Raw genomic sequence first — 21,624 nt, 5'->3', positions numbered from 1 at the left:
ATGAACGGAGGCTCTCGCTCGTCGCGCTCGGGCTCTTGCGCATTCGTCCAGAGGTGCCCATGCCATTCATCCTTCTAGGAGCCGTCCTGCTCGCGGCCTCGCCCGCGATTCCTCCGCCCACGTGTCTGTCCGCCAACGGAGAGACGGCGTGTGGTTACGCCTGCCAAACAAGCTCCCGCCAGGTGCGCTGTGCGAGCACACCGTATGGGACTTGCACGGTCCTCAATGACGAGGTGCATTGCGTCGATCCGCTGCCCGCGAGCATCCACCACCCCCCCGATGAAGGGCTGCGGCCGGAGTGCAAGGAGGTGCGGGGCAGGGTGGCCTGCGGCTTCCGCTGTCTGGTCACCCAGGGCCAGGTGGCCTGTGCGAGGACGCCGTATGGCGTCTGCCGGGAGCACTTCGGCGAGGTGAAGTGCTGGGACCCTTCCGAGACCACCATCCACGAGTTCGGCGCGGAGCTGGCACGGCCCACCTGCACCACGGCGGGCACGGGCATCGCCTGCGGGTATGACTGCAAGACGAGCCGCACGGAGGTGGCATGCGCCCAGACACCACGCGGCAAGTGCGTGCAGGACAACTTCCGGCTCGGCTGCTTCGATCCGCCCTCGCTCCTGGCGTGCACGCATGCCGCGCCGCCGCCACCCGAGGAGGTGCGCAAGCCGAAGGCAAAGCGCCGGCAGGATGAGACCGCGAAGGCGGAGTGAGCCGGCCCTGCCCCGGCCCCGTGTCAGGCGGGCGGGGCCCCCCGGGGGGCGAGGACTTCCGCCGCGGGCTCGGCCAGCAGCGCCGCGCCGATGGCCCCCGACAGCTCCCCCAGCCCCGCCAGGTGCAGATCCGGCGGCCGCTGCGGGACGAACAGGTGCGGCTTCATCAGGACGCGCAGCTGGTCCACGTAGGGCAGCCCCAGCCGCGTGCCCAGCCCGCCGCCGAGGATGACCGCCTCCACGTCCAGCAGGTTCACCGCCGAGGCGATGCCGGCGCCCAGCATCCGCAGGGCCCGGTCGATGAGCTTCACCGCCAGGGGGTCTCCCTTCTTCAGCGCCTTGAGCCACACGCCGCTGGTCAGCCGGTCCTTGCCCTCCTGCGCCATCGTGTCGAACAGGCGCGTCTTCTCCCCGCGCTCCAGGGCCTTGCGCGCCTTGCGCTCCATCGCGCCGCGCCCGGCATACGCCTCCAGGCAGCCGCGCCGGCCGCACGAGCACCGTGCCCCGCCGCGCCGCACCACCGTGTGGCCAATTTCCCCCGCCGCCCCCCGGCCCAGCCATCGCTGGCCGTCCAGGAGGATGCCGCCCCCCACGCCCGTGCCCCACCACACCCCGAGCAGCGAGCGGTAGGCGCGCCCCGCGCCCAGCCGGGCCTCGGCCGCCACCGCCACCTGCACGTCATTTCCCAGGTACACCGGCACCTGGGTCCGCTTCGTGAGCGCCTCGGCGAGCGCATAGGGCCCGCTCCAGCCCGGCAGGTTTCCCGCCTGGAGCAGCGTGCCCGTGGCGGCGTTCACCGCGCCCGGCGCCCCCACGCCCACGCCCGTGAGGGCCGAGGGCTCCAGCTCCAGGGGCTGCGTCACGTCCTGGAGCGCGGCGGCCAGCGCCTCGACGATGGCGGGCGGCCCGCCCTCCTGCGGCGTGGCGCGGCGGGCCTGGCTCAGGACGGTGCCGTGCTCATCCAGCACCACGGCCTGGATTTTCGTCCCCCCCAGGTCCAGCCCCCCGAGCAGCCGCTTCCGGTCTTCCTTGGGCCTGCGTGTCATCCGCGCCTCCAGCGCTTTCCCTCGCGTTCCAGCCGCGACTGCGGGGAGTATCGCCGCATGAGCGAATGGAGCTTCGTCGAGATCGCCCGAGTGTTCGAGCGCAAGCAGGGCACCGCCGCAGTGGAGCTGGCCCTGGAGTCCCGGGAGCTCGCCGATGGGTGGATGGCCTACGGCGGCCAGGGTTCCTATGTGAACAAGTCCTGTGGCTTCGGCTTCGACCAGCCCGTCACCGAGGCCCAGCTCGACGAGCTCGAGGCGTTCTTCGCCTCGCGCGGGGTGGAGCCCAAGGTCGAGCTGAGCCCCTTCGCGCCCCCTGCCCTGCTGGAGAGCCTGGGCCGGCGCGGCTTCGTCCTCCGGGAGTTCGTCAACGTGCTCTACCGGCCCCTGCGCGCCGGGGAGGACCTGCGCAAGCTCCCCCACGGGTGGCCGGAGGGCGTCCGCATCGAGCAGGTGGACCCCACGGACGAGGCGGCGGTGCTCGAGTTCGTGGAGGTGTCCAGCAGCGGCTTCATGCCCGAGGGCGAGCCCCTGTCGCCGGTGTTCCTGGAGCTGGGCATCAAGAGCGTGAAGCACCCGGGCACCACCGCGTACGTGGCGCGCGTCGGGAAGGAGGCCGCAGGGGCCGGGAGCTGCGAGTCGAGCGGCGGGCTCACGTCCCTGTTCGGCACCTCGGTGAAGCCCGCGTTCCGCCGCCGGGGCATCCAGCAGGCGCTGATCGCCGCGCGGCTGGCGCGGGGCCAGGAGCAGGGCAGCACCCTGGCCATCATCGCCTCGGGGCCGGGCATTCCCACCGAGCGCAACGCGACCCGGCTGGGCTTCGCCATGGCCTACTCGCGCGTGGCGCTGGCGAAGCCCGGACAGGGGCTCGTCCCCTCCCCCTGAGCCCCCCCCGGAGATGTCAGACCGCCCCTGTACTGTGTGGCTTCTCAACGACACACGAAGGGGCAATTTTCATGGCTGAATTCCGTGAGTCGCCGCGCGTTTCGGTGAACAAGCTGGGCGAGTACCTCACCGCGACGCCCTCGCGGCGCAAGCGCATCATCCACGACCAGAAGCACCCGTGTGACCCGCAGTACCTGCGGTACCCCGAGGCCGCGCAGGCCATCACCGACTTCCTGTGCGAGGGGCTCAACGGCGGGGTGCTGCGCGCCCACCAGGAGCGCTTCTTCACCACCGTGCCCGCCTCGGACTTCGAGGCCCAGCGGCTGCAGCTGTGCAGCGAGGCGCTGGACCGGTTCGCGGCCCTGGTGCCCCAGCTGGAGCTGGACGGCATGGTGATGAGCGCCGTGGGCACCGAGCCGCCCGTGCTGGAGGTGGCCGGCGTCACCATCAACGTGCGGCCCGAGGTGGTGCTCCAGTGCCTGGACCGGCATGGCCAGCCCACCGTGGGGCTGCTCAAGCTCTACTTCTCCAAGTGGCACCCGCTGGACGAGCGCTCCGGGCAGTACGTTGCCACCCTGTTGCAGAGCTTCGCCGAGCAGCACCTGCGGGCGCTGGGGCCGGTGGACCCGCGGCGCATCCAGGTGGTGGACGTCTTCGCGGGCAACCTCTTCAGCGCCCCGAGGGCCACGCTCCGGCGGCTCCAGGACGTGGAGCGCGCATGTGAGGAGATCGGCGCGCTCTGGGCGGTGAACTAGGCCCACGCCCCCTCCCCGCGCACACTCCGGTTCCTGGTGAACAATCCCCCGCACCAGGAGCGGGCCGTGCGCGGGGGGGACAGGCATCCGTCCCTCCCCGTGACAAGATTTTGAGGGTGCGTGAGGCCACGCCCCGTCCTAGTCTGAGGGGCCGCACTCCTGCGGAGAGGATGGGGTCGGGTGCTGGAAGCGTTGTGGACCAAAAGGGCCTTGCTGGTCTCCGGGAAGGGAGGCGTGGGCAAGAGCACCCTCGCGGCCACCCTGGCCCGGGCGGCGGTGCGCGCGGGCCATACGGTGCTCTTGGCGGAAGTCACCCCCTCCATGGAGGGCCCGTCCGTGCTGGGCCCCCTGGTGGGCGCGAAGGGCCCGGGCACGGAGGTGACGCCGGTGGAGCCCGGCCTGTCCTTCCTGCGCATCTCCGCGGCCACCGGCCACCGGCGCTTCCTGGAGGACGTGCTGCCCATGCGCCTCATGGCGGACGCGGCCCTGCGCTCGCGCGCCCTGCGCCGCTTCCTGGAGGCGGGCCCCTCACTCCGGGAGCTGGGGCTCATGTACCAGATGTTGGATCTGGTGCGCCAAACACGGCCGGACGGCCGTGCCCTCTACCCGCTGTGCGTGATGGACCTGCCGGCCACCGGGCACGCGCTGGCCATGGCCTCGCTGCCGCGCGCCATCCTGTCGCTCCTGCCCGGCGGGCCCATTGGCCGCGCGGTGCGCGAGGGGCTCGAGTTCCTGCAGGATCCGGTGCGCACCGCGGTGCTGCTGGCCACGCTGCCCGAGCCCCTGCCGGTGAGCGAGGCGCTCCAGCTGGCCGGCGAGGTGCGCCGCCTGGGGATGCCCCTGGCCGCCGCGCTGCTCAACCGCATGCCCGCGAACCCCTTTCCCACGCCTGAGTCCCGGGCCGCCCTGGGCAAGCTGCTCGCGGCGAGCGGCCCCCATGAGGGCTCCCGGGCCCTGTCGCGGCTGGAGGTGGCGGAGACCTCGCGGGCCCGGCTGGAGCAGGGCATCGCCGCGCCGCTGCTGTGCCTGCCGGACTTGCTCGCCTCGGGGCCCGCGCTGGTGGAGCAGCTCGCCGTGGCCCTCCTCCCCTTGAATGCACGGCTGAGCCAGAAAGAGACGCCATGAGCCTGAGTGCGGTGCTGCGGAACAAGCGCGTGCTCGTGCTGTGCGGGGCGGGCGGCGTGGGCAAGACGACGACGGCGGCGGCGCTGGGCGTGGCCGCCGCGCGGGCGGGGCGCAAGGTGCTGGTGCTGACGATTGATCCGGCGCGGCGGCTCGCGGAGGCCATGGGCCTGCCCGAGAGCGGCACGGAGCCCACCGCCGTGGCCCCGCACATCCTCCACGGGAGCAAGGCCGCGGGCGCAGGCCAGCTCGATGTGTGGATGCTGGACCCGGGCATCGTGTTCGAGCGCATGGTGCGGCGGCTGTCCCCCTCGCCCGAGGCGGTGCGCTCCATCCTGGAGCACCGCTTCTATGGCTTCCTGACGGAGCTGGTGGCCGGCATCCAGGAGTACGCGGCCGCCGAGGCGCTCGACCAGTACATCCACGAGGGCCAGCACGAGCTCATCGTCCTGGACACCCCGCCGAGCCGGCACGCGCTGGACTTCCTCGATGCGCCGGGGCGCCTGGCGCGCTTCCTGGATGATCGCATCGTGGCGCTCTTCGGCCCCCAGGAGGCCTCCGGCGGGGGCCTGTGGCGGCGGGCCACGCGGCTCATCGGCAACGTGCTGGGCACCATCTTCGGCGAGACGTTCACGGGCGAGCTGCGCACCTTCATCGGCGCCACGAGCGGCCTGTTCGCCGGCATCCGCCTGCGCTCGGACCGGCTGCGCGAGCGGCTGTCCTCGGCGGAGGCCACCTTCCTGCTCGTCACCTCGCCCGAGGCGGCGGCGCTGGAGGAGGTGCGCTACTTCCAGCAGACGCTCACCGAGCGGGGCCTGCCGTGTGCCGGGTACGTGCTCAACCGGAGCTGGGCGCGGGAGGAGTCCCTGCCCACGCCCCAGGACTTGCGGCGCCAGGTGCCCCCGGGGGACGCGGCGGCGAGCGCGGGCGTGGACGCGCTGGAGCAGCTCGCCCAGCGCGAGCGGACCCGGGCCCAGGAGCACCGGGAGCTGCTCACGCAGCTGGCGAAGAACCTGCCCAAGGGCTCCGTGGCGGTGGCCGCGCCCGAGGCCAGTGGAGAGCTGGAGAGCTTCGAGGGCCTGGCGCGGCTGGGCGAGTCGCTCGCGGCGAGGTGAGCCCCCGCTGCGTTGACCCGTGACCGGAGGCGGTGTCCACCGGTGGGCTGCCCGGCTGGGCAGCCTGCATGTGAGCGGACAGTGGCGGAGCAAGCTCCCGCCCCCCCCTTGGTACAGGTGGACACAAGCGCCAGCCTTGGCATGTCCGCTCCCGTCCATTCGTGGCGCGGACCACCCACGCCTACGATTGGAGAGCACCACCATGGCCGACAGACGCTTGGACAACGGCAGGGACGACGTTCGCACGCAGCGCCCCAACCCCCAGGGCGGCGTGGGGGCCGTCGCCATTCACGACACGGAGGTCTCCTCCCGCTCCGCCGAGGCGGCCCCGCCGGGCTCGCGTGAGCGTTCCGAGTCCAGTGTCAGCGGCTACGCGCCCGAGCGCGACGAGGAATACGCCCAGCGCCAGGGGCGCTTCCACCGCGCCGCCGCGATGCGCATGGCGCAGCCGCGCACCAGCACGCAAGGCCCGGGCAGCCCGCGGGAGCTGGGCTACGGCGGCCCCTCGGGCCCCTACGGACAGGACGACCGGGATGACCGCTACGCCATCGGCATGGGCCACGCGGGGCGCATGGGCCAGCAGGACGTGCGCCACTCGCTGGAGATGCGCCGCGAGCCGGGCGACGAGAACTACCGCCCGTGGGACCGCGGGGGCTACGGCGGCGAGCAGGGCCGCCTGCGCGAGGACCGCGGGGAATACGCGGGCACCCAGGGCCAGCCGTACGGCGACTACAGCGTCCCGGCCCGCCAGGGGGTGGCCTCCGGACGCCGGGGCGCCTCCAGCGAGCAGGGGCAGTCCCCCTCCGGCCGGTATGATCCGCTGCTGGGCATGGGGCATGCGAGCCCTGGCCAGCCCGGCATGGGCGTGAACGTGGGCACCCGGAGCACGGCCCCCCAGGACACGGGCCGCCGCGGCTGGCAGCGCGAGCCGCTCACCGCGCGGGAAATCATGACGCGGGGGGTGAAGACGCTGCGCCGGGACAGCGCCCTGCGCGACGTGGCCCAGCTCATGAAGGACGAGGACTGCGGCGCCGTGCCCATCGTGGATGCGGGGGGCGCGCTGGTGGGCATCGTCACCGACCGGGACCTGGTCATCCGGGCCTTCACGGGCGGCAAGACGCCGGACCAGCTCCGCGCCGGGGACGTCATGACGGACGATGTGGAGTGCGTCCACCCGGACGAGGAGCTCTTCAGCATCATCGAGCTGATGGGCAAGCGGCAGATCCGCCGCATCCCCGTGGTGGACCGGGAGGACCACCTCATCGGCATCATCTCGCTGGGGGACATCGCCCAGCGCGCCGACTACGACGAGGAAGTGCAGGAGGCGCTGGAGCGCATCTCGTCCCGGCGCTCCTTCTGGAAGCGGCTCTTCTAGAACCCCGGGCTTACCCCTCGCGCTTCGAAGAAGCGACGCGCGGGGGGCGCACGGCCTCGAAGTCCGGGGCGATGCGGCGGCCCAGGATGCGGTAGCCCTCGCGCTCCTCGCCGCCCGTCAGCCAGATCAGCTCGCGCGGCAGCCGGAGCCGGACCGTCTTCACGATGCTCACGGGCGCCCAGGCGCGGTCCAGGTCCACCACGGGCAGGGACGACACGATGCGGCCCGCGAAGGGAGAGGTGTTCGGGTGCTTCCAGCCGTGGGGGAGCAGCTTCTCGGTGCCCGTCATCATCATGGCGTCACCTCCGGACCTCCCGCCTGTAGCAATTGCAGGGCCAACAACTGCTCACCATCCGACGCGCACGCTCCAAGGTTTCGCCGTCTTTTCGCGGCTTTAGCCGACCTCAAAACCACACAGTGCTATTCCGCTTTACACGAAACCACAGGTCTTTCTTGACCTGCTGACGGAAAAGGGGTGTCCCTTTTCACCCATCCTTGGGCCCATCGCCCAGGGAGAAGAAGTGGCTGAAGGGGCCGTTGCCGTGGCCCAGGGCCAGCGGGTGGCGCAGCGCGGCGGTGACATACGCCTTGGCGAGCCGCGTGGCCTCCAGGGCGGAGCGCCCGAGGGCCAGGTGCGCGGTGAGGGCCGCCGACAGCGTGCAGCCGGTGCCGTGGGTGTTGGGGGTCTCCACGAAGCCCAGGCTCAGCGTCTCGAACTGCATGCCATCGAACCAGACGTCGGTGCCGCACAGGGGGCCGGGCATGCTGCCGCCCTTGATGAGGACCGACTGGGCGCCGAGCCGGTGGATGCGGCGCGCGGCCTCGCGCATGTCCTCCAGGGTGTGGAGCTCCACGCCCGCGAGGAGCTGCGCCTCGTGGCGGTTGGGGGTGACGACGGTGGCCAGGGGCAAGAGCAGCTCGCGCAGGGCGCCGATGGCATGGTCATCGATGAGCTGGGAGCCGGCGCGGGAGACCATGACGGGATCCACCACGAGCGGGCGGAGCTTCAGGGCGCGCACCTGGTGGGCCACGGAGATGATGATCTGCTGATTGACGAGCATGCCCGTCTTGAGGGCGTCCACGCCGATGTCCGTGGCCACCGCTTCGACCTGGGCGGCAACGGCCATGGCGGGCATCACGTCCACGCGGCTGACCCCTTGCGTGTTCTGCGCGGTGACGGCGGTCAGCGCGCTGGTGCCATGGACGCGGTGGAACGCGAAGGTGCGCAGGTCCGCCTGGATGCCCGCGCCGCCACCACTGTCCGAACCCGCGATGGTGAGGGCCGTTGCCACCTTCCTGGGGGTTTCCATCCTCGTCACTTCCTCCTGAAGGGGAGAAGATACACAGGGACACCTCCCGTGGGGGCAACGCATGTCCAGTGGTGCTTGGCCGCCAGGCTTCCGATCCGTTGGGGCCGCAGCCGTCCTCAGTCTTCTGGCGGCCTGCAGCAGTTCCCGGCCCTCGCACACGGGAGCCTCCAGCGAACCGTCACCGGCGCAAGCCCGTCATTCTTCCCCCGGGTCCGGCATCGTCTACACCGCTGGGGGTTCTCGCGATTGCCACCAGGAACATCTCGAATGCTTCAGGCGATGCTGGAATACCCCACCGCCCTATCCCATCACCCGCGGAGACAAAGGCCACGACAAGTATTGCACCCAGAAGTGCCGAGCGGAGTACATGGAATGCCTCAAGAACCTTGAGGCGCAGCCCCTCACCTTTCCAGACATCACGACCGCGAGGGCCTGGCTCGAGCGGCATCGGAAAGAGCTCCTCATCGGTAGCACCATCGTCCTGGTCGCTGGCGTGGCGTTCGTGGCCGTCAGCGGTGGTGCAGGCGCCATTGTCCTGGTGCCACTTGCTGCACTCTGAAGGAGCTTCACCGTGACGAAGCAGCTCGAGGATTTCGATTTCGAGGCCACCTGCCGTGCCGTCGCGGAGGTGGCCCAGCACGCCTCCCCGGATGCGCAGGCGGCGCTTGAGCTCACAACCTATGCGCTTCACTTCCTCTACTCGACGGACCAGTTCGCGGCGTTCCGCGAATACCTTCGCGACGTGAAGGCACCCGCCCACCGCCCAGCGCATGCCGAGCAAGACTTCTCCAGCATGGGCCAGGCTCTGGACTGGTTGAGTCAGTCTTCGCCCGCTCCTGGAGCCCAGATCGAAGTCAGCGGAAAGCGCTATGCCGTCTGGAAAGACGCCAGCGGAAAGCCCCAGTTGATCCCCTCCCCTTCTGCCAAGGAACTCGAAGAGCCAGTGCGGCCTTCAGACGTATAAAGCCCGCTGCGTGCGGCCCGCTGGACGCAGGGGTATGGCTGGTGGGCCACGGGGCTTGCCCGCTCCCCTCTGAGGCAGGCGCTGGCCCTGAAGGTGCACAAGGGCGCTCCCGTCCTCTTTGAACGGAGCCCCCATGCCGTCCTTCTCACTCGCCACGCTCGGCGGTGCGCCCCCGCTGTCCTTGCCCTCGGTGCGCCCGCTGGCCGTGGGCCTCGGGGGCACCGCCCTCTTCGGTTTCGCCCTGCGCACCGCCGTCAGCCATGAGGGCGCGAGCCTCACCCACCTCTCGTGGGCCTTCGCGCTTCCCGCCGTCACCCTGCTGTCCTGGGCGCTCTGCCTCCCGGCCCTCTACATCCTCTGGGCCACGCGCCATCCCCACGTCGGCGCCAGCCACTGTCTTCACGCCGCCCGGGACGCCGTCCACACCCTGGGGCTGTGCCTCGCCTCCACCACGCCCATCCTCTGGTTCTTCGCCGCCACCGCCCCCGAGTCGCGGATCAGCTCCGTCCTCGCGTTCCTCTTCACCGCCCTGGCCCTCTTCAGCTGCGTTCACGCGTTCGTCCAGGCCCTCCAGCGCCAGGGCGCTTCGCTCACCGGCTTCCCCCGGCTCGCCTTCCTCGGCCTTCACGCCATCACCTTCGCCCAGTGCGCCCATGGCGCCGGGCTCTCCCTGTCCTGAGGCCCGCCATGTCCTCCGTCACCCCTGCCCCTGAGCCCCTGTCCTCCCCGCTCGCCCTGGCCCCCACCGGCATGCTTCGCACCGCCGAGCTGCTGCTGCGCAACCCCTCCGTCCTGATTGCCCAGGTCCAGGCCGGAGGCCCCGATCTCCGGGAGCTGCCCCTGCGCCTCGCCGTCTGTGCCCTCGCGGGCTTTGGCGCCTTTGGCTTCCTGCTGGGCTTTACCCGCTCGCCGCTGGCGGGCCTCGCCGCCGCGCCCAAGCTCATGCTCGTGGGGCTCGGCAGCCTCGCCGTGTGTCTTCCCGCCCTCCACGTCTATGGACGTCTGCTGGGGGCACGCCTCAGCGCGCTCCAGGCCGTGTGCGAGGCGCTCGTGGCCCTGGGCACCACCGGCCTCACCCTGCTGGGCCTGTGCCCCGTGTGGCTCGTCTTCGCCAACACCGTGAACCACCCGCCCACGGGCTACTTCCACGTCATGCTCGGCAGCCTCGTGTTCCTGGGCTTCGCGGCCCTGCGGGGCATCTGGGTGCTCGTGGAGGCCCTTCGCGTCCAGGGCCGCACCGTCCTGCACCTGCTCGCGTGGACCGCCCTCTACGGCATGGCCGGCATGCAAATGGCCTGGGTGGTGCGCCCCTTCGTCGGCACCCCCGGCAGCCCCACCGTGGCCTTCCGCCCCCTGGAGAGCAGCGCCTTCGATGCCGCCACCACCCTCCTGCGCTCCAACCTCGACTCCCTCGACGGCGGCCGCCCCGAGCCCGAGTCCCTGGAGTTCAGCACGGAGGCCTCCCCGGCCCAGGAGTCCCTCTGATGATCGCCCTGGTCACCCTGGGGGCCTACGCACTCGCGGGCATCGCGGTGGCCACCCTGCTCGGGCGCACCGGCCGCCCCGGCCTCGTGGGCATTGCCCGCCTGGGCCTCCAGGCCTGTCTCTGGCCCCTCTTTCTTCCCGTGTTGCTGCCCAGCGCGCCCGCGGCCTCCCCGGGCTGTGAGGGGGGCCGCATCGAGGCCGCCGAGGCCACGCTCCACGACGCGCTCCAGCGGCTCGGCCGCGAGCTGGGAGACCCCCTGACGCTGGAGACCCACCGGGTGCGCGTGCTGGGCACCACGCTGCGCGCCGCCGCCCAGCGGCTCGCCGAGCTGGACGCCGTGCTGGCCCTGCCCGCGCACGATGGCAAGGCCCTGGCCCGGGAGCTGGCCGCCCTGGAGGCCCACGCCGATGCCCAGCCCGTGGCCGACATCCTCCGCGAGCGGCTGGCCCACCTCGCGCGCCTGGAGGGCCTGCGCGCCCAGGCCCGGGCGGACCTGGAGCGGGCGCTGGCCCGCGCCGGAGAGCTGGCCACGCGCCTCACCCTGCTGCGGTACGAGGGCGCCACCGCCCATGCGGCCGGCCGCGCCCGCGAGCTCACCGACACCATTGATGAGCTGTGCCGCACCCTGGAGGAAGTCCGCGCCGCCTGAGCTACGCGGGCGTCGTCGCGGGAGGCTCCGAGCGCGGCGCCACCCCGTCCGTGATTTCCCGCCCCAGCAGCTCCGGATCGAAGTAGGCGTAGAAGCGGCTGATGAGCTCTCCATCCCACTCGATGATGGAGACGCCCTCGTAGCTCACCGCCTTGCCGTTGTGGGCCGTGCCGCTGGACTCCCACTCCAGCGCCACCCGGTCCCCGGATTCGATCATGTTCCGGAAGGTGGACTTCACCTGCTTCAGCGTGCCCTTGTAGTGGCGCCAGAACTCCCGCGCCCCGTCCTGGCCCGAGAACCGGTGCGAGGAGGCCGCGTTGCTCACCTGCGCATCCTCGGCGAAGAGCGAGACCAGCGTCTCCAGCTCTCCGTTCTCTTCCAGCTTCGCCAGTGCGTCCACGAACCGCTGCGCTCGATCCATCGCTGTCGCTCCTTTGCAGCCTCAAGGGTGCGCATGTGGCTCCGGCCCGGCCTCCCCCGCTGCTGGCCCCCCTCCCACCCAGCCAGGCAGGCAGCGCCTGGGCCCCCCAAAAGGCAAGGACCGCGGCCCCCTGCTCCGGGGTACGCGGTCCTCATGACTTCAGGGGCCTGTCTGCCGCTTACTGGCGGCCGATCGCGTCGAAGCGCTCCAGGCCGTACTTGTTGATCATCCCGATGAGCTTGTTCGAGTACTCAGGGTCCGTGGCGTAGCCGGCCTTGTGGATCTCCTTCGCGAAGCGCTCCGCGTCGCCCGTGTGCTTGAAGGCCTCGGCGTAGCGCTTGTTCTCGCGCAGGAACTTGCCATGGTCCGCGAAGGACTCGGCCGGCGAGTTGTACTTGCGGAAGGGCGCGTCCACCGTCACCCACTTGCCGTTGAGGAACTCCTTCGTCGGCATGGTGACGCTGCCCGCGGGGCCCTTGCCCTTGATGCCGAAGAAGTTGTTGCCCTTCGTCGACAGGCCCGACTTGCCCCAGCCGCTCTCCAGCGCCGCCTGCGCCAGCGTCACCGAGGCGGGCACGCCCGTCTCACGCTGGCTCTTGATGGCGTCGGCCGCCATCTTGTCCATGAACGCGTTGCCCGTCTTGGGCAGCGGGCCCGTCACGCCGCCGGTGCTCGGGGTGCCGGTGCTCGGCGTACCGGTGCTCGGGGTGCCGGTGCTGGGCGTGCCACCCGTGGCGCCGCCGATCTTCGCGCCGAGCTTCTCGAAGGCCGCGCGGGTCTTCGGGCCGTACTCGCCGATGGCCTCCACGCCGTGGTCCGCCTGGAACTTCTTGAGCGCCGCCTCGGTCTTCGGGCCGAAGATGCCGGGGCCCGTGGCCACCTGCGCCTTCGTCATGTAGCCCGTCTTCACGAGCGCGTCCTGGAGCTGCTGCACGCCCGCACCCTTGGAGCCGGGCTTCAGGTGACCGGCGGGCAGCGTCGTGCCCTTCAGCGAGCCGTCGCCGGCCGCGGGGGTGGTGGGGGTGGTGGGGGCCGTGGTGCCGCCGGTGCTCGGGGTCTGGCCGCCCGCGGGGGGCTGGGCCACGGTGCCCGGGCGCGGGGGGTTGCCGCCCGAGAACGTGCGCAGCTGGCCGGTCGTCTTGTAGCCCTGGGGGCCGCCCTTGAGCGTGTTGCCTTCCTGGCTCAGGGTGATCTGCTTGCCGGTGGCCGGATCATTCGCGTAGTAGACGGGCTTGCCGTTCTCCTGGCCTCGGCCGGTGATGGCGATCCAGTGGTCGGTGCCGTTGGCGCCGCCGTTGCTGCCGGCCTTGTAGTCCACGCCGACCACCACCGGGCGGCCCGCGTCCACCTGCTTGTTGATGGTGTCCAGGTTCCACGCCGCGCTGCTGGCGTGCAGGCCACCCATCTGGGCCGCCTTGTCCCAGTTCAGGCCGTTGCCGGAGTAGCCGCCGTTCTTGTCCAGCCAGGCGTCCATCTGGCCGGGGTTGATGGTCTTCCCGGAGATCTTGCTGACCGCCATGGCGGTGGCCGTCATGGCGCAGCCGGCGGCGCCCACGCTGGAGCTCTTGCCCAGGGTGCGGCTGCCCCACTCGGCGTCGCCCTGCTTGAACATGGGCGTGCCATCGCTCGACGTGGGGAACGAGCGGCCGTTGCTGTCCCGGACAGGACCGGCGGCGGTGGTGTTGGCCGCGGTGGTGGTGTTGGCCGCGCGGGAGGGCTGGGCGGCGGGGGCCGCCTCGAAGCTGTCCGGGATGACGAGCTTCTGGCCGGCCTTGATCTGATTCGGGTTCGAGATGCCGTTCTTCTGCGCCAGCGCGGTGGCGGTGGTCCCAAAGCGCTCCGCCAGCTTGTTGAGGGTGTCACCGCTGCGAACGGAATAGGTGCTCGGCTTCACAGAAGACGTGGTGGTCAAAGAGAGGCCCTCTTTAAAAAAGTGAATCGCTCCCTGATTGTCGTTCAAAGCGCCTTTTGGTTGCGCCCCCCCCGCGGATCATTCCCACTTGGCTGTCCAAACGCGGGTTTTCCTCGTTTTAGAGGGGTTAAATGCCTCCAAACCCCTGTGTTTTCAGCGACATGGACGCCCATCCGCCTACAAGCCCGTACGTTTCCGGAGACGTTGCGAGGCCGCGAGGCTCCCGGCTAAGGACGGCCCGGTGACGCCCACCTTTGAGGATGAGTGGCTCTGGGGTTGGGACCCGACCCCCGGCATCGTCTCGGTGTGGGCAGAGCCCGATGGCCGCGTCACCGTGTGGCGGCGGCTGCCCGGGACGGGCGCGCTGGTGCGCGAAGAGGTGCGGTTCCGCCCCTGGCTGCTCCTGTCCTCATTAGAGGACCTGTCCCACCTGGGCCCTCGGCTGCGTCCCGAGGCCGAGGGGCCCGCCCCCGTCTCCTATCAAGCGCTGGAGGGGCCCGGGGCGCTCCGCTACCTGGTGCATGCGGAGGATGGGCGGATGCTGGCGTCGGCCGTGCTCCAGGGCGCCTCGCGCCGCCTCGGCCGCCCCTTCGGGCACGTGCGGGAGCTGCCCGAGGACACCGTGCTCTCGCTGCCCCCGGAGGAGCAGTACCTCACCGCCTCCGGGCGCACGTACTTCCGGGGCCTCGGCTTCGATGCGCTGCACCGCTTGCAGTTCGATCTCGAGACGACCGGGCTCGATCCCCAGCAGGACCGGATCTTCCTCGTGGCCGTGAGAACCCCCGAGGGCCAGGCCGAGACGCTCGAGGCCCAGGGCCCAGGCGATGCGGCCGAGGCCGAGCTGCTCCAGCGGCTCGCCGCCCGCATCCGCGCGTGTGATCCCGACGTCATCGAGAACCACAACCTGCACGGCTTCGACCTGCCCTTCCTCGTCCACCGCGCCCGGCGGCTCGGCGTCCCGCTCGCGCTGGGACGGGATGGAGCGCCCGGACTGCGGCAGCGCCCCGCCTCCCGGGGCGCCTCCCTGGGACGGGGGCCCGCGGGGCGCGCCCAGGATCCGATGCGCCGCATGCGCTACACGATGCCCGGCCGCGAGCTCATCGACACGATGGACGCCGTGCTCCGCCACGACTTCTCCGCGCGGGACTTGCCCGGCCATGGGCTCAAGGCCGTCGCCCGGCACTTCGGCCTCTCGGGCCCCGAGCGCGAGCTCATCCCCGGCCCCCGCGTCCACGAGGTGTTCCTCCAGGATCCCGAGCGCGTGCGGCGCTATGCCCGCGAGGACGTGTCGGAGGCCGCGGGCCTGGCGCGCCTGCTCGGGGGCGCGGCCTTCGCCCTGGCCCGCCTGGCCCCGCGCCGCTACGAGCGCCTCGCGGACGCGGGCCCTGCCACCGGCGTGATTGATCCGCTCCTCGTGCGCGCCTACCTCCGCTCGGGCGCCGCGCTCCCCGCCCACGCGCCCGGGGATGGAACCCCGCACAGCGGCGCGGCCCTCCACCTGTTCGCCACGGGCGTGGCCCAGCGGGTGGTGAAGGCCGACGTCGCGAGCATGTACCCGTCCCTGATGCGCCAGTACCGGATCCGCCCCCAGCGGGACCGGCTGGGCGTGCTGCTCGCGCTGGTGGACCGGCTCGTGGAGCAGCGGCTGGCCGCCAAGGCCCAGGGCCAGGCCGCCGCCCCCGGCTCCCCCGAGCGCCACACGCACGAGGCGCTCTCCGCCGCGATGAAGATCCTCGTCAACTCGGCCTATGGCTACCTGGGCGCCGCCGGGCTCACGCGCTTCTCGGACGTCCACGCCGCCAACGACGTGACACGCCACGGCCGCGAGGTGCTGGGGCTGCTGTGCCGCGAGCTGGCCCGGCGCGGCGTCACGCTCCTGGAGGCCGACACGGACGGGGTGTACTTCGCCGTGCCCGACGGCTGGGGCGAGGCCGACGAGCGCCGGGTGGTCTCCGAGGTGGCCGCGCTGCTGCCGCCCCTCGTGAAGCTCTCCTTCGATGGGCGCTATGCCGCCATGCTCTCGCACGAGCCAAAGAACTACGCGCTCCAGACGTATGACGGCTCGCTGCTGCTCCGGGGCGTGGCGTTCCGCTCCAGCCGGGCGGAGCCCTTCGGCGAGGACTTCCTGCGCCGGGCCCTGCGCTGCCTGCTGGCCGGAGACCTCACCGGGGTGAGGAACGTCTTCGTCGAGACCGTGACGGCGCTGCGCCGGCGGGCGCTGCCCACCCTGGCCGTCACGGCAAAGGTCCGGCTGACGAAGGACGCCCCCCAGTACCTCGCCCTCCGCGAGCGCCGGCGGGAGCTGCCCTACGAGGCCGTGCTGGCCAGCGGGCGGACCGAGTGGACGCCCGGCGAGCACGTCCGCGTCTACCGTGCATCCGGGGGCCGCGCGGGGCTGCTGCCGGACGCGGAGACAAGCGCGGGCAGCGATCCCCGGGACTACGACGCCGATTACTACGTCCGGCAGCTGCGCGAGACGTTCGCGGCCCGGCTCGTCCGGGCGCTCACCCCCGAGGACTTCGCGGCGGTGTTCGCCGACCCCGGGCAGCTCTCCCTCTTCGCACCGCGGCTGGACCAGGCCCGGCCCATCCTCACGGTGCTGTTCGATCCGGCCACCCTGCCCTCCTGAGGGCCCGCCCGCTCAACCCGCGTGCGGCCCCGCCTCCCGGTCCCGCGCCGCCAGCCGGGCCACGGACTCCACCAGCGCGTCCGACTCCAGCGGCTTGGCCATGTGGACCTGGAAGCCCGCCCGGTAGGCCCGCCGCGCGTCCTCCGCCCCCGCGTACGCCGTCAGCGCGATGGCCGGCAGCCACTGGTCCTTCGCCTCCGCCCACGCCCGCATCCGCTTGAGCAGGGCATGGCCGTCCTCGCCCGGCAGGCCGATGTCCGACACCACCACGTCCGGCAAGTCCGCCTCCAGGCTCTCCATCGCCTCCCGGGCGTTGACCACCGCGCGCACCTGCGCGCCCCGGTCCCTCAGCAGCAGGGCGATGAGCTCGCGCGCGTCCTCCGCGTCCTCCACCAGCAGCACGCGCACCCCGTCCAGCCGCACCTGGGGCACCCCGCCCTCCGCGGCGGAGGCCGCGCGCTCCGGCTCGGGCAGCAGGGCCGGCACCGGCAGGCGCACCGTGAAGGTGGAGCCATGGCCCAGCCCCGCGCTCTCCGCCTCCACCTCGCCCCGGTGCAGCTCCACCAGGTGCCGCACGATGGCCAGCCCCAGCCCCAGCCCGCCGTGCTCCCGCGTGCTGCTGCCGTCCGCCTGCCAGAAGCGCTCGAAGAGGTGCGGCAGCGCCTCCACCCGGATGCCCTGGCCCGAGTCCTTGATCCACACCCGCCACTCGGCGTTGTCCCGCTCCATCCGCACTTCCACCCGCCCGCCCGCCGGGGTGAACTTCACCGCGTTCACCAGCAGGTTCCAGAACACCTGCTGCAGCCGCCCCGGGTCTCCCGTCACCATCCCCCCGCCCCCCACCGCCTCCAGCACCAGCGTCACGCCCTTCTGCTCCGCCCGGGGCCGCACCACCTCCACCGCCGCCTGCACCACGCCGGCCAGGTCCACCGCGCGCTGGTGCAGCGTCAGCTTGCCCGTGAGGATGCGCGACACGTCCAGCACGTCCTCGATGAGCTGCGCCAGCGAGCGCGCGTTGCGCTCGATGACATCCAGCCCCTTCTCCTGGATGGCCGCGTCGCTGCGGCGCGTGCGCAGCATCTGCGTCCAGCCCAGCACCGCCGTCAGCGGCGTGCGCAGCTCGTGGCTCATCACCGCCAGGAACTCGTCCTTCGCGCGGTTGGCCGCCTGGGACTCCGCCATCAGCCGCGCGTTCTCGATGGCCACCGAGGCCATGCGCGCCAGCTGCACCAGGATGGCCTCGTCCTCCGCGGTGAAGTCCCCCTCGTGCCGGTCCGACAGCTGGATGAGCCCCAGGTTGCTGCCGCTGCTGCCCACCAGCGGCACCGCGAGCCACCCGCGCGGGGGCGGGTGCTCCGCTTCGGACTTGCCGATGCTCCGCCACGCCGGGTGCGCCTCCAGCTCCGGCTGCGCCATGCGCAGGGGCCGGTTCGTCCGGCACACCTGCGCCGAGAACCCCCAGCCGTCCGCCCGCGGCGAGTACCCCCGGTACTGCGAGTACTTCTCCGACAGCGACACCGCGCTGATGGATTGCGCCCCGTCCTCGCCCGTCGTCAGGCTGGTGACGGACTGGTGCGCGCCGATGAGCTCGCGCGCCTGCTCGGTGATGACCAGGAGCACCGCGTCCAGCGAGGCCGCCTGGCCAATGGCCAGTGACGCCGCCGCCAGCCCCTGGAGCTGCGCCCGGTGCCGCTGCTCGCGCGACAGCAGCCGCGCCCGCTCCACCTCATCCTCGCGCTGGCGGGTAATGTCGCGGTGGATGCCCACCCACTCGCGCACCGTGCCGTCCAGCTCCAGCACCGGCACCGCGCGCATCTGCATGTGGCGGTACATCCCGTCATGCCGCCGCAGCCGCACCTCGTTCTGGAAGAGCGTGCCCGCCTTCACCGCGTCGCGCCAGGCCTGCTGCGTGGCCTGCCGGTCCTCCGGGTGCACCGCGTCCAGCCAGCCCCAGCCCAGCAGCGCCTCGCGCGACTGGCCCGTGAAGGCCCGCCAGCCGGGCTGATCCGAGTCGAACCCGCCCTGGGGCGGCATGTCCCAGATGATCTCCGAGGTGGCGGTGAGGAACGCGCGGAAGCGCTCCTCGCTGCGCGCCATGTCCCGCAGCAGCTCCTCCACCGTGCGCCGCGCCAGCACCTGGTCCGTCACGTCGAAGGCGAACGTGGCGATGCCCTCCACCCGCCCGTCCGAGTCGCGCAGCGGCTGGTGGACGAAGTCGAAGAAGGCCTCGGAGGGCACGTCCGACTTGGGCCCCAGCCGCACCGGGAACTCCTTGCTGATGAAGGGCTCCCCCGTCTCGTACACCCGGTCCATCGCCTCGAAGACGCCCTGGCCCTCCAGCACGGGCACGGCCTCGCGCGCGGACATGCCCGTCAGGTCCTTGCCCCCCAGGAGCTGCCGGTAGCGCGGGTTGCACAGCACGTAGCGGTGCCCCGAGCCGCGCGTGACGGACACCACCGCCGGGGCGCACATCACCAGTTCCTCCAACCGCGCGCGCTGCGTCTCGCCCTCCGCCAGGAGCCGCGCCCGGTCCAGCGCCAGCGCGCTGTGCCGGGCCAGGGCCAGCAGGAACTCCCGCTCCTCCGCCGTGAAGGCGCGCGGCTCGGGGTAGCACAGCGTCAGCACCCCCAGCACCCGCCCCTCCACCGCCAGCGGCAGGCTCGCCAGCGCGTGCGCCACCGCGTTGCCCGCGAGCGTCTTCGCCAGCCCGGGGTAGCGCGCCCCCAGCGCCTCGGGGGACTCCACCCACTCCGCCTCGCCCTGGAAGGCCACCGACATGGGCAGCGGCGCGTCCAGCGGCAGCACCTGGTACTCCCTGAGGACGTGCGAGGGCGCGCCCTGGCAGGCCGCCACGCGCAGGGTGCGCAGCGTCTCGGTGGGCACGCCCACCATGGCCAGCGTCGCGCCCACCGCCGCCATGGCGCTCGCCACCGTCTGCTGCGTCACCTCCTCCGGTGAGCGCGCGGCGGACAGGCGCGCGGTGAACTCCTGCAGGCGTGTGAGCCGGTGCGCGGCCTGCTCGGCCCGCTCGGACGCGGCGCGCTCGGCGGCCACCAGCCGGCTCCGCTCCAGCTCCGCCTCGTGCAGCGGCGAGACATCCCGGATGAAGACCACCAGTTCCCCGGCCTGGGGAACGAGCCGCGCCTCGAACCACGCGCCAAAGGGCGCGAAGGGGCCGGTGTGCGTGCTGCGCTCGCCGCTGGCCTGGGCCGCGCGCAGGGCCGCCCCCAAGGGGGCCGCCGACAGGTCCGGCAGCTCCGCCCACAGGTTGCGCCCGACCAGCGCGTCCCGGGTGCGGCCGATGATGCCCTCGGCCACCGTGTTGAGGGCGCGGATGCGCCAGTCGGAATCCAGCACGAGCACCGCATCGGGGAGGGTCTCGAGGAGGAACTCCCATCCCATTGAGCCCACCAGGGGTGGCGTTGCGCTTGATGGGTCCATGACGGTGGATTCAAGAGAATTCATGCGGTTGCGGGAAGATGTACCAGACTCGTCCATGTGCGCACGGGTACGCGCCCTGCCAACCGTTCACGGCCAGAAGACAATCCTCCCAAAGAGGCGGGAGGCATGGCCGTTTTCCAGCGGCGCCCCCCGGAAAGCCGCTCACTGGCGAGCGTTCGGCCTCCGCGCTGCTCAGCGTTGGGGCGCGAGCAGCCGCTCCTTCAGGGCCTGTCCCTCGCGCGTGTCCCGCTGGTTCACCAGCGTCTGGACGTAATACGTGAGTGCCCACAGGTTCTCTTCCGGGATGGCGCCCTTCCATGTCGGCATGGCCGCCCCCCCCACCCCCGCGGCGATGACGCGGTAGAGATCCTCCCGCTGCCGCGCGGGCGTGTACTCCGCGCCCTCCACCTCTTCTTCCAGCGGCCACACCGTGCGCAGCCGGTGCACGAGGAAGTCCGGCGGCAGCACCTTCACCGTCTGCGTGGGCTCGCCCTGGGCGTTCACCGCCACCGCGTAGTCCGACTCCCGCGCCAGGGCCGTGTACGGATCCGCCTGGCTCAGGTCCACCTTGCGGCCCGTCACCCGCTCCGTCAGTGCCTCCAGCTCGGGCTTCGGCAGGTAGGCGATGTGGCAGCCCGAGCACCCCGCGTGGCCCGCGCTCGCCACGTGGTACACCGCCTGGCCCCGCGCCACCGCCTCCGGCTCGCGCCCCTTCCAGGGGTCCTCGGAGAGGGCCAGCGGTTGCCCGGGGGCCTCCTGGCGCCAGCGGGGGCTGAACGTCTTCAGGTACTGCACCACGGCCTCCACGTCCGCCTCGGGCACGTCCCACGGCAGCATGGGCGTGCCGTGCAGCCCGCGCCGCACCGTGCGCTTCAGCGCCGCGTCCGTGGGCAGCTCGCCCGCCGCCACGCCTCCGAACTTGAACAGCCCCTGCCGGAAGTTGCGCGGTGGAGGGCGCATGCCCGAGGCCGAGGGCCCCTGCCCATCCCCGCGTTCGCCGTGGCAGGACATGCAGTACTGCATGTAGACCGAGTAGCCGCGCTCCAGCGAGGCCACGCTGACCGTGCGCCCGTCTCCCAGCGCCAGGGGCTCGAACTTCGGCGCCTGCGGCTTGCACCCCATCGCCATCACCCAGCCGCCGAGGGCCAGGGCACGCCACGCGCTCATGTCAGGTACACCGCCCCGAGGACCATCGCCCCCGTCACCGCCAGGAAATCGCCATAGAGCGCCCAGGGCTTCAGCGAGGCCCCGCGCCGGAAGCCTCCCAGCGCGAGCCCCGCCACCCCCGGCAGCACATGGGCCGCGTGCAGCGCGCCCAGGCCGTGGACTGCCGAGGCATACGCGCCGCCTTCCGGCAGCCGCAGCCCCGCGCGCCACAGGGTGATCAGGATGAAGCCCTGCACCGCGAGGAACCCCACCTGGGCCACCAGGGCTCCGGCCACGTATCCGCGCGCGGGCGCATGGTGTGCGCCCCGGTGGAGCAGGAGCGCCGCCACCGCCAGCAACGCCACGCCCAGCACGGGAAGGATCCGGGGCAGCGGCGGCAGGCCGGCAGGAGGCCAGGGCTCACGCAGCCGCAGGAAGCCCACCGCGAACACCAGCGCCGCGAAGAACATCCCCCACGCCAGCAGGCCCACCGTCACCCCGAACACGGGGGTGGCCGCATCCGCAGGATCGCGCTCTGGGGAAAGGGAGGGCATCGGACCGGACCATACCCCTCTTCCGCGAAGACCCGCTCGCCCCACGGCATCCATTCCTGGACTCCAGGGCTGTCCTCCGTGAGACAGCCCCAGGCGGGGCGTGTTCACTC

General features: G+C 72.2%; 20 protein-coding genes. 12 read left to right on the top strand and 8 right to left on the bottom strand.

Features of this window, described 5'->3' with window-relative positions:
• Positions 1-59 precede the first annotated feature (59 nt).
• The gene (locus KY661_RS05115) at positions 60-707 is read left to right on the top strand and encodes a hypothetical protein (protein ID WP_225409112.1); all 648 of its coding nucleotides are present in this window, start codon (positions 60-62) and stop codon (positions 705-707) included.
• A 23-nt stretch (positions 708-730) separates the two neighbouring features.
• Here the strand turns inward: KY661_RS05115 and KY661_RS05110 are convergent, their stop codons facing one another.
• Entirely contained in the window at positions 731-1,753 is a 1,023-nt protein-coding gene (locus KY661_RS05110; protein ID WP_225409111.1) for an ROK family protein, read from the bottom strand.
• 57 nt (positions 1,754-1,810) lie between these two features.
• Here KY661_RS05110 and KY661_RS05105 point away from each other — a divergent pair, with 57 nt between their 5' ends.
• The 5 genes from KY661_RS05105 (at position 1,811) to KY661_RS05085 (ending at position 7,002) form a co-directional block, all read left to right on the top strand.
• Positions 1,811-2,635 carry a GNAT family N-acetyltransferase gene (locus KY661_RS05105; RefSeq protein ID WP_225409110.1) on the top strand — a complete coding sequence of 275 codons (825 nt, stop codon included), beginning with the start codon at positions 1,811-1,813 and terminating at the stop codon, positions 2,633-2,635.
• A gap of 71 nt (positions 2,636-2,706) precedes the next feature.
• Positions 2,707-3,390 carry a hypothetical protein gene (locus KY661_RS05100; protein WP_225409109.1) on the top strand — a complete coding sequence of 228 codons (684 nt, stop codon included), beginning with the start codon at positions 2,707-2,709 and terminating at the stop codon, positions 3,388-3,390.
• Between the two features lie 180 nt (positions 3,391-3,570).
• Complete coding sequence (locus KY661_RS05095; protein ID WP_225409108.1) at positions 3,571-4,515, top strand: ArsA-related P-loop ATPase; 945 nt, start codon at positions 3,571-3,573, stop codon at positions 4,513-4,515.
• The gene (locus tag KY661_RS05090; protein ID WP_225409107.1) at positions 4,512-5,627 is read left to right on the top strand and encodes an ArsA family ATPase; all 1,116 of its coding nucleotides are present in this window, start codon (positions 4,512-4,514) and stop codon (positions 5,625-5,627) included. Before KY661_RS05095 ends, KY661_RS05090 begins: the two co-directional genes overlap by 4 nt.
• A 202-nt stretch (positions 5,628-5,829) precedes the next feature.
• A complete protein-coding gene (locus KY661_RS05085) occupies positions 5,830-7,002 on the top strand; it encodes a CBS domain-containing protein (RefSeq protein WP_225409106.1) in 1,173 nt (390 codons plus the stop codon).
• Between the two features lie 10 nt (positions 7,003-7,012).
• Here KY661_RS05085 and KY661_RS05080 read toward each other — a convergent pair whose 3' ends face one another.
• Together KY661_RS05080 and thiD are read right to left on the bottom strand one after the other, a co-directional pair.
• A complete protein-coding gene (locus KY661_RS05080) occupies positions 7,013-7,297 on the bottom strand; it encodes a hypothetical protein (RefSeq protein ID WP_225409105.1) in 285 nt (94 codons plus the stop codon).
• Positions 7,298-7,487: 190 nt separating this feature from the next.
• A complete protein-coding gene (gene thiD, locus KY661_RS05075) occupies positions 7,488-8,312 on the bottom strand; it encodes a bifunctional hydroxymethylpyrimidine kinase/phosphomethylpyrimidine kinase (RefSeq protein WP_225409104.1) in 825 nt (274 codons plus the stop codon).
• Positions 8,313-8,679: 367 nt separating this feature from the next.
• On the opposite strand from thiD, the gene KY661_RS05070 reads away from it, so the two are divergent.
• The 5 genes from KY661_RS05070 to KY661_RS05050 all read left to right on the top strand — a co-directional run bounded on the left by KY661_RS05070 (position 8,680) and on the right by KY661_RS05050 (position 11,411).
• Positions 8,680-8,871 carry a hypothetical protein gene (locus KY661_RS05070; RefSeq protein ID WP_225409103.1) on the top strand — a complete coding sequence of 64 codons (192 nt, stop codon included), beginning with the start codon at positions 8,680-8,682 and terminating at the stop codon, positions 8,869-8,871.
• 12 nt (positions 8,872-8,883) lie between these two features.
• On the top strand, positions 8,884-9,276 hold the full coding sequence (locus KY661_RS05065; RefSeq protein ID WP_225409102.1) for a hypothetical protein: 393 nt from the start codon (positions 8,884-8,886) through the stop codon (positions 9,274-9,276).
• A 133-nt stretch (positions 9,277-9,409) separates the two neighbouring features.
• Positions 9,410-9,955 carry a hypothetical protein gene (locus KY661_RS05060; protein ID WP_225409101.1) on the top strand — a complete coding sequence of 182 codons (546 nt, stop codon included), beginning with the start codon at positions 9,410-9,412 and terminating at the stop codon, positions 9,953-9,955.
• Between the two features lie 8 nt (positions 9,956-9,963).
• Positions 9,964-10,761 carry a hypothetical protein gene (locus KY661_RS05055; RefSeq protein ID WP_225409100.1) on the top strand — a complete coding sequence of 266 codons (798 nt, stop codon included), beginning with the start codon at positions 9,964-9,966 and terminating at the stop codon, positions 10,759-10,761.
• Positions 10,761-11,411 (top strand): hypothetical protein, encoded by a 651-nt coding sequence (locus tag KY661_RS05050; protein ID WP_225409099.1) that lies wholly within the window; start codon positions 10,761-10,763, stop codon positions 11,409-11,411. Before KY661_RS05055 ends, KY661_RS05050 begins: the two co-directional genes overlap by 1 nt.
• Position 11,412: 1 nt before the next feature.
• On the opposite strand, the gene KY661_RS05045 is transcribed toward KY661_RS05050, so the two are convergent.
• Together KY661_RS05045 and KY661_RS05040 are read right to left on the bottom strand one after the other, a co-directional pair.
• The gene (locus tag KY661_RS05045) at positions 11,413-11,832 is read right to left on the bottom strand and encodes a nuclear transport factor 2 family protein (protein WP_225409098.1); all 420 of its coding nucleotides are present in this window, start codon (positions 11,830-11,832) and stop codon (positions 11,413-11,415) included.
• 178 nt (positions 11,833-12,010) lie between these two features.
• Positions 12,011-13,744 carry a glucosaminidase domain-containing protein gene (locus KY661_RS05040; RefSeq protein WP_225409097.1) on the bottom strand — a complete coding sequence of 578 codons (1,734 nt, stop codon included), beginning with the start codon at positions 13,742-13,744 and terminating at the stop codon, positions 12,011-12,013.
• A gap of 241 nt (positions 13,745-13,985) precedes the next feature.
• On the opposite strand from KY661_RS05040, the gene KY661_RS05035 reads away from it, so the two are divergent.
• Positions 13,986-16,373 (top strand): ribonuclease H-like domain-containing protein, encoded by a 2,388-nt coding sequence (locus KY661_RS05035; protein WP_225409096.1) that lies wholly within the window; start codon positions 13,986-13,988, stop codon positions 16,371-16,373.
• Between the two features lie 12 nt (positions 16,374-16,385).
• Here KY661_RS05035 and KY661_RS05025 read toward each other — a convergent pair whose 3' ends face one another.
• The 3 genes from KY661_RS05025 to KY661_RS05015 all read right to left on the bottom strand — a co-directional run bounded on the left by KY661_RS05025 (position 16,386) and on the right by KY661_RS05015 (position 21,514).
• Positions 16,386-19,775, bottom strand: coding sequence for a PAS domain-containing protein (locus KY661_RS05025; RefSeq protein WP_263436625.1), 3,390 nt, complete (start codon positions 19,773-19,775; stop codon positions 16,386-16,388).
• 231 nt (positions 19,776-20,006) lie between these two features.
• Complete coding sequence (locus tag KY661_RS05020; RefSeq protein ID WP_225409095.1) at positions 20,007-20,981, bottom strand: c-type cytochrome; 975 nt, start codon at positions 20,979-20,981, stop codon at positions 20,007-20,009.
• Positions 20,978-21,514: a cytochrome C oxidase subunit III gene (locus tag KY661_RS05015; protein WP_225409094.1), complete on the bottom strand. Its 537-nt coding sequence runs from the start codon at positions 21,512-21,514 to the stop codon at positions 20,978-20,980. Before KY661_RS05015 ends, KY661_RS05020 begins: the two co-directional genes overlap by 4 nt.
• Between the last annotated feature and the right edge of the window lie 110 nt (positions 21,515-21,624).

This window comes from Allostigmatella hybrida (assembly GCF_020103775.1).
Classification (GTDB): Bacteria; Myxococcota; Myxococcia; order Myxococcales; family Myxococcaceae; genus Hyalangium; species Hyalangium aurantiaca.
The sequence above is the reverse complement of the archived record's forward strand: the minus strand, read 5'-3'. Positions and strand labels throughout refer to the sequence as shown.

What these genes read in the sequence shown, in the direction of transcription:
- KY661_RS05115 (WP_225409112.1), top strand. Translation starts at nt 60, where the DNA reads ATGCCATTCATCCTTCTAGGAGCCGTCCTGCTCGCGGCCTCGCCCGCG.
- KY661_RS05110 (WP_225409111.1), bottom strand. Translation starts at nt 1,753, where the DNA reads ATGACACGCAGGCCCAAGGAAGACCGGAAGCGGCTGCTCGGGGGGCTG.
- KY661_RS05105 (WP_225409110.1), top strand. Translation starts at nt 1,811, where the DNA reads ATGAGCGAATGGAGCTTCGTCGAGATCGCCCGAGTGTTCGAGCGCAAG.
- KY661_RS05100 (WP_225409109.1), top strand. Translation starts at nt 2,707, where the DNA reads ATGGCTGAATTCCGTGAGTCGCCGCGCGTTTCGGTGAACAAGCTGGGC.
- KY661_RS05090 (WP_225409107.1), top strand. Translation starts at nt 4,512, where the DNA reads ATGAGCCTGAGTGCGGTGCTGCGGAACAAGCGCGTGCTCGTGCTGTGC.
- KY661_RS05085 (WP_225409106.1), top strand. Translation starts at nt 5,830, where the DNA reads ATGGCCGACAGACGCTTGGACAACGGCAGGGACGACGTTCGCACGCAG.
- KY661_RS05080 (WP_225409105.1), bottom strand. Translation starts at nt 7,297, where the DNA reads ATGATGATGACGGGCACCGAGAAGCTGCTCCCCCACGGCTGGAAGCAC.
- thiD (WP_225409104.1), bottom strand. Translation starts at nt 8,312, where the DNA reads ATGGAAACCCCCAGGAAGGTGGCAACGGCCCTCACCATCGCGGGTTCG.
- KY661_RS05070 (WP_225409103.1), top strand. Translation starts at nt 8,680, where the DNA reads ATGGAATGCCTCAAGAACCTTGAGGCGCAGCCCCTCACCTTTCCAGAC.
- KY661_RS05060 (WP_225409101.1), top strand. Translation starts at nt 9,410, where the DNA reads ATGCCGTCCTTCTCACTCGCCACGCTCGGCGGTGCGCCCCCGCTGTCC.
- KY661_RS05055 (WP_225409100.1), top strand. Translation starts at nt 9,964, where the DNA reads ATGTCCTCCGTCACCCCTGCCCCTGAGCCCCTGTCCTCCCCGCTCGCC.
- KY661_RS05050 (WP_225409099.1), top strand. Translation starts at nt 10,761, where the DNA reads ATGATCGCCCTGGTCACCCTGGGGGCCTACGCACTCGCGGGCATCGCG.
- KY661_RS05045 (WP_225409098.1), bottom strand. Translation starts at nt 11,832, where the DNA reads ATGGATCGAGCGCAGCGGTTCGTGGACGCACTGGCGAAGCTGGAAGAG.
- KY661_RS05025 (WP_263436625.1), bottom strand. Translation starts at nt 19,775, where the DNA reads ATGGGATGGGAGTTCCTCCTCGAGACCCTCCCCGATGCGGTGCTCGTG.
- KY661_RS05020 (WP_225409095.1), bottom strand. Translation starts at nt 20,981, where the DNA reads ATGAGCGCGTGGCGTGCCCTGGCCCTCGGCGGCTGGGTGATGGCGATG.
- KY661_RS05015 (WP_225409094.1), bottom strand. Translation starts at nt 21,514, where the DNA reads ATGCCCTCCCTTTCCCCAGAGCGCGATCCTGCGGATGCGGCCACCCCC.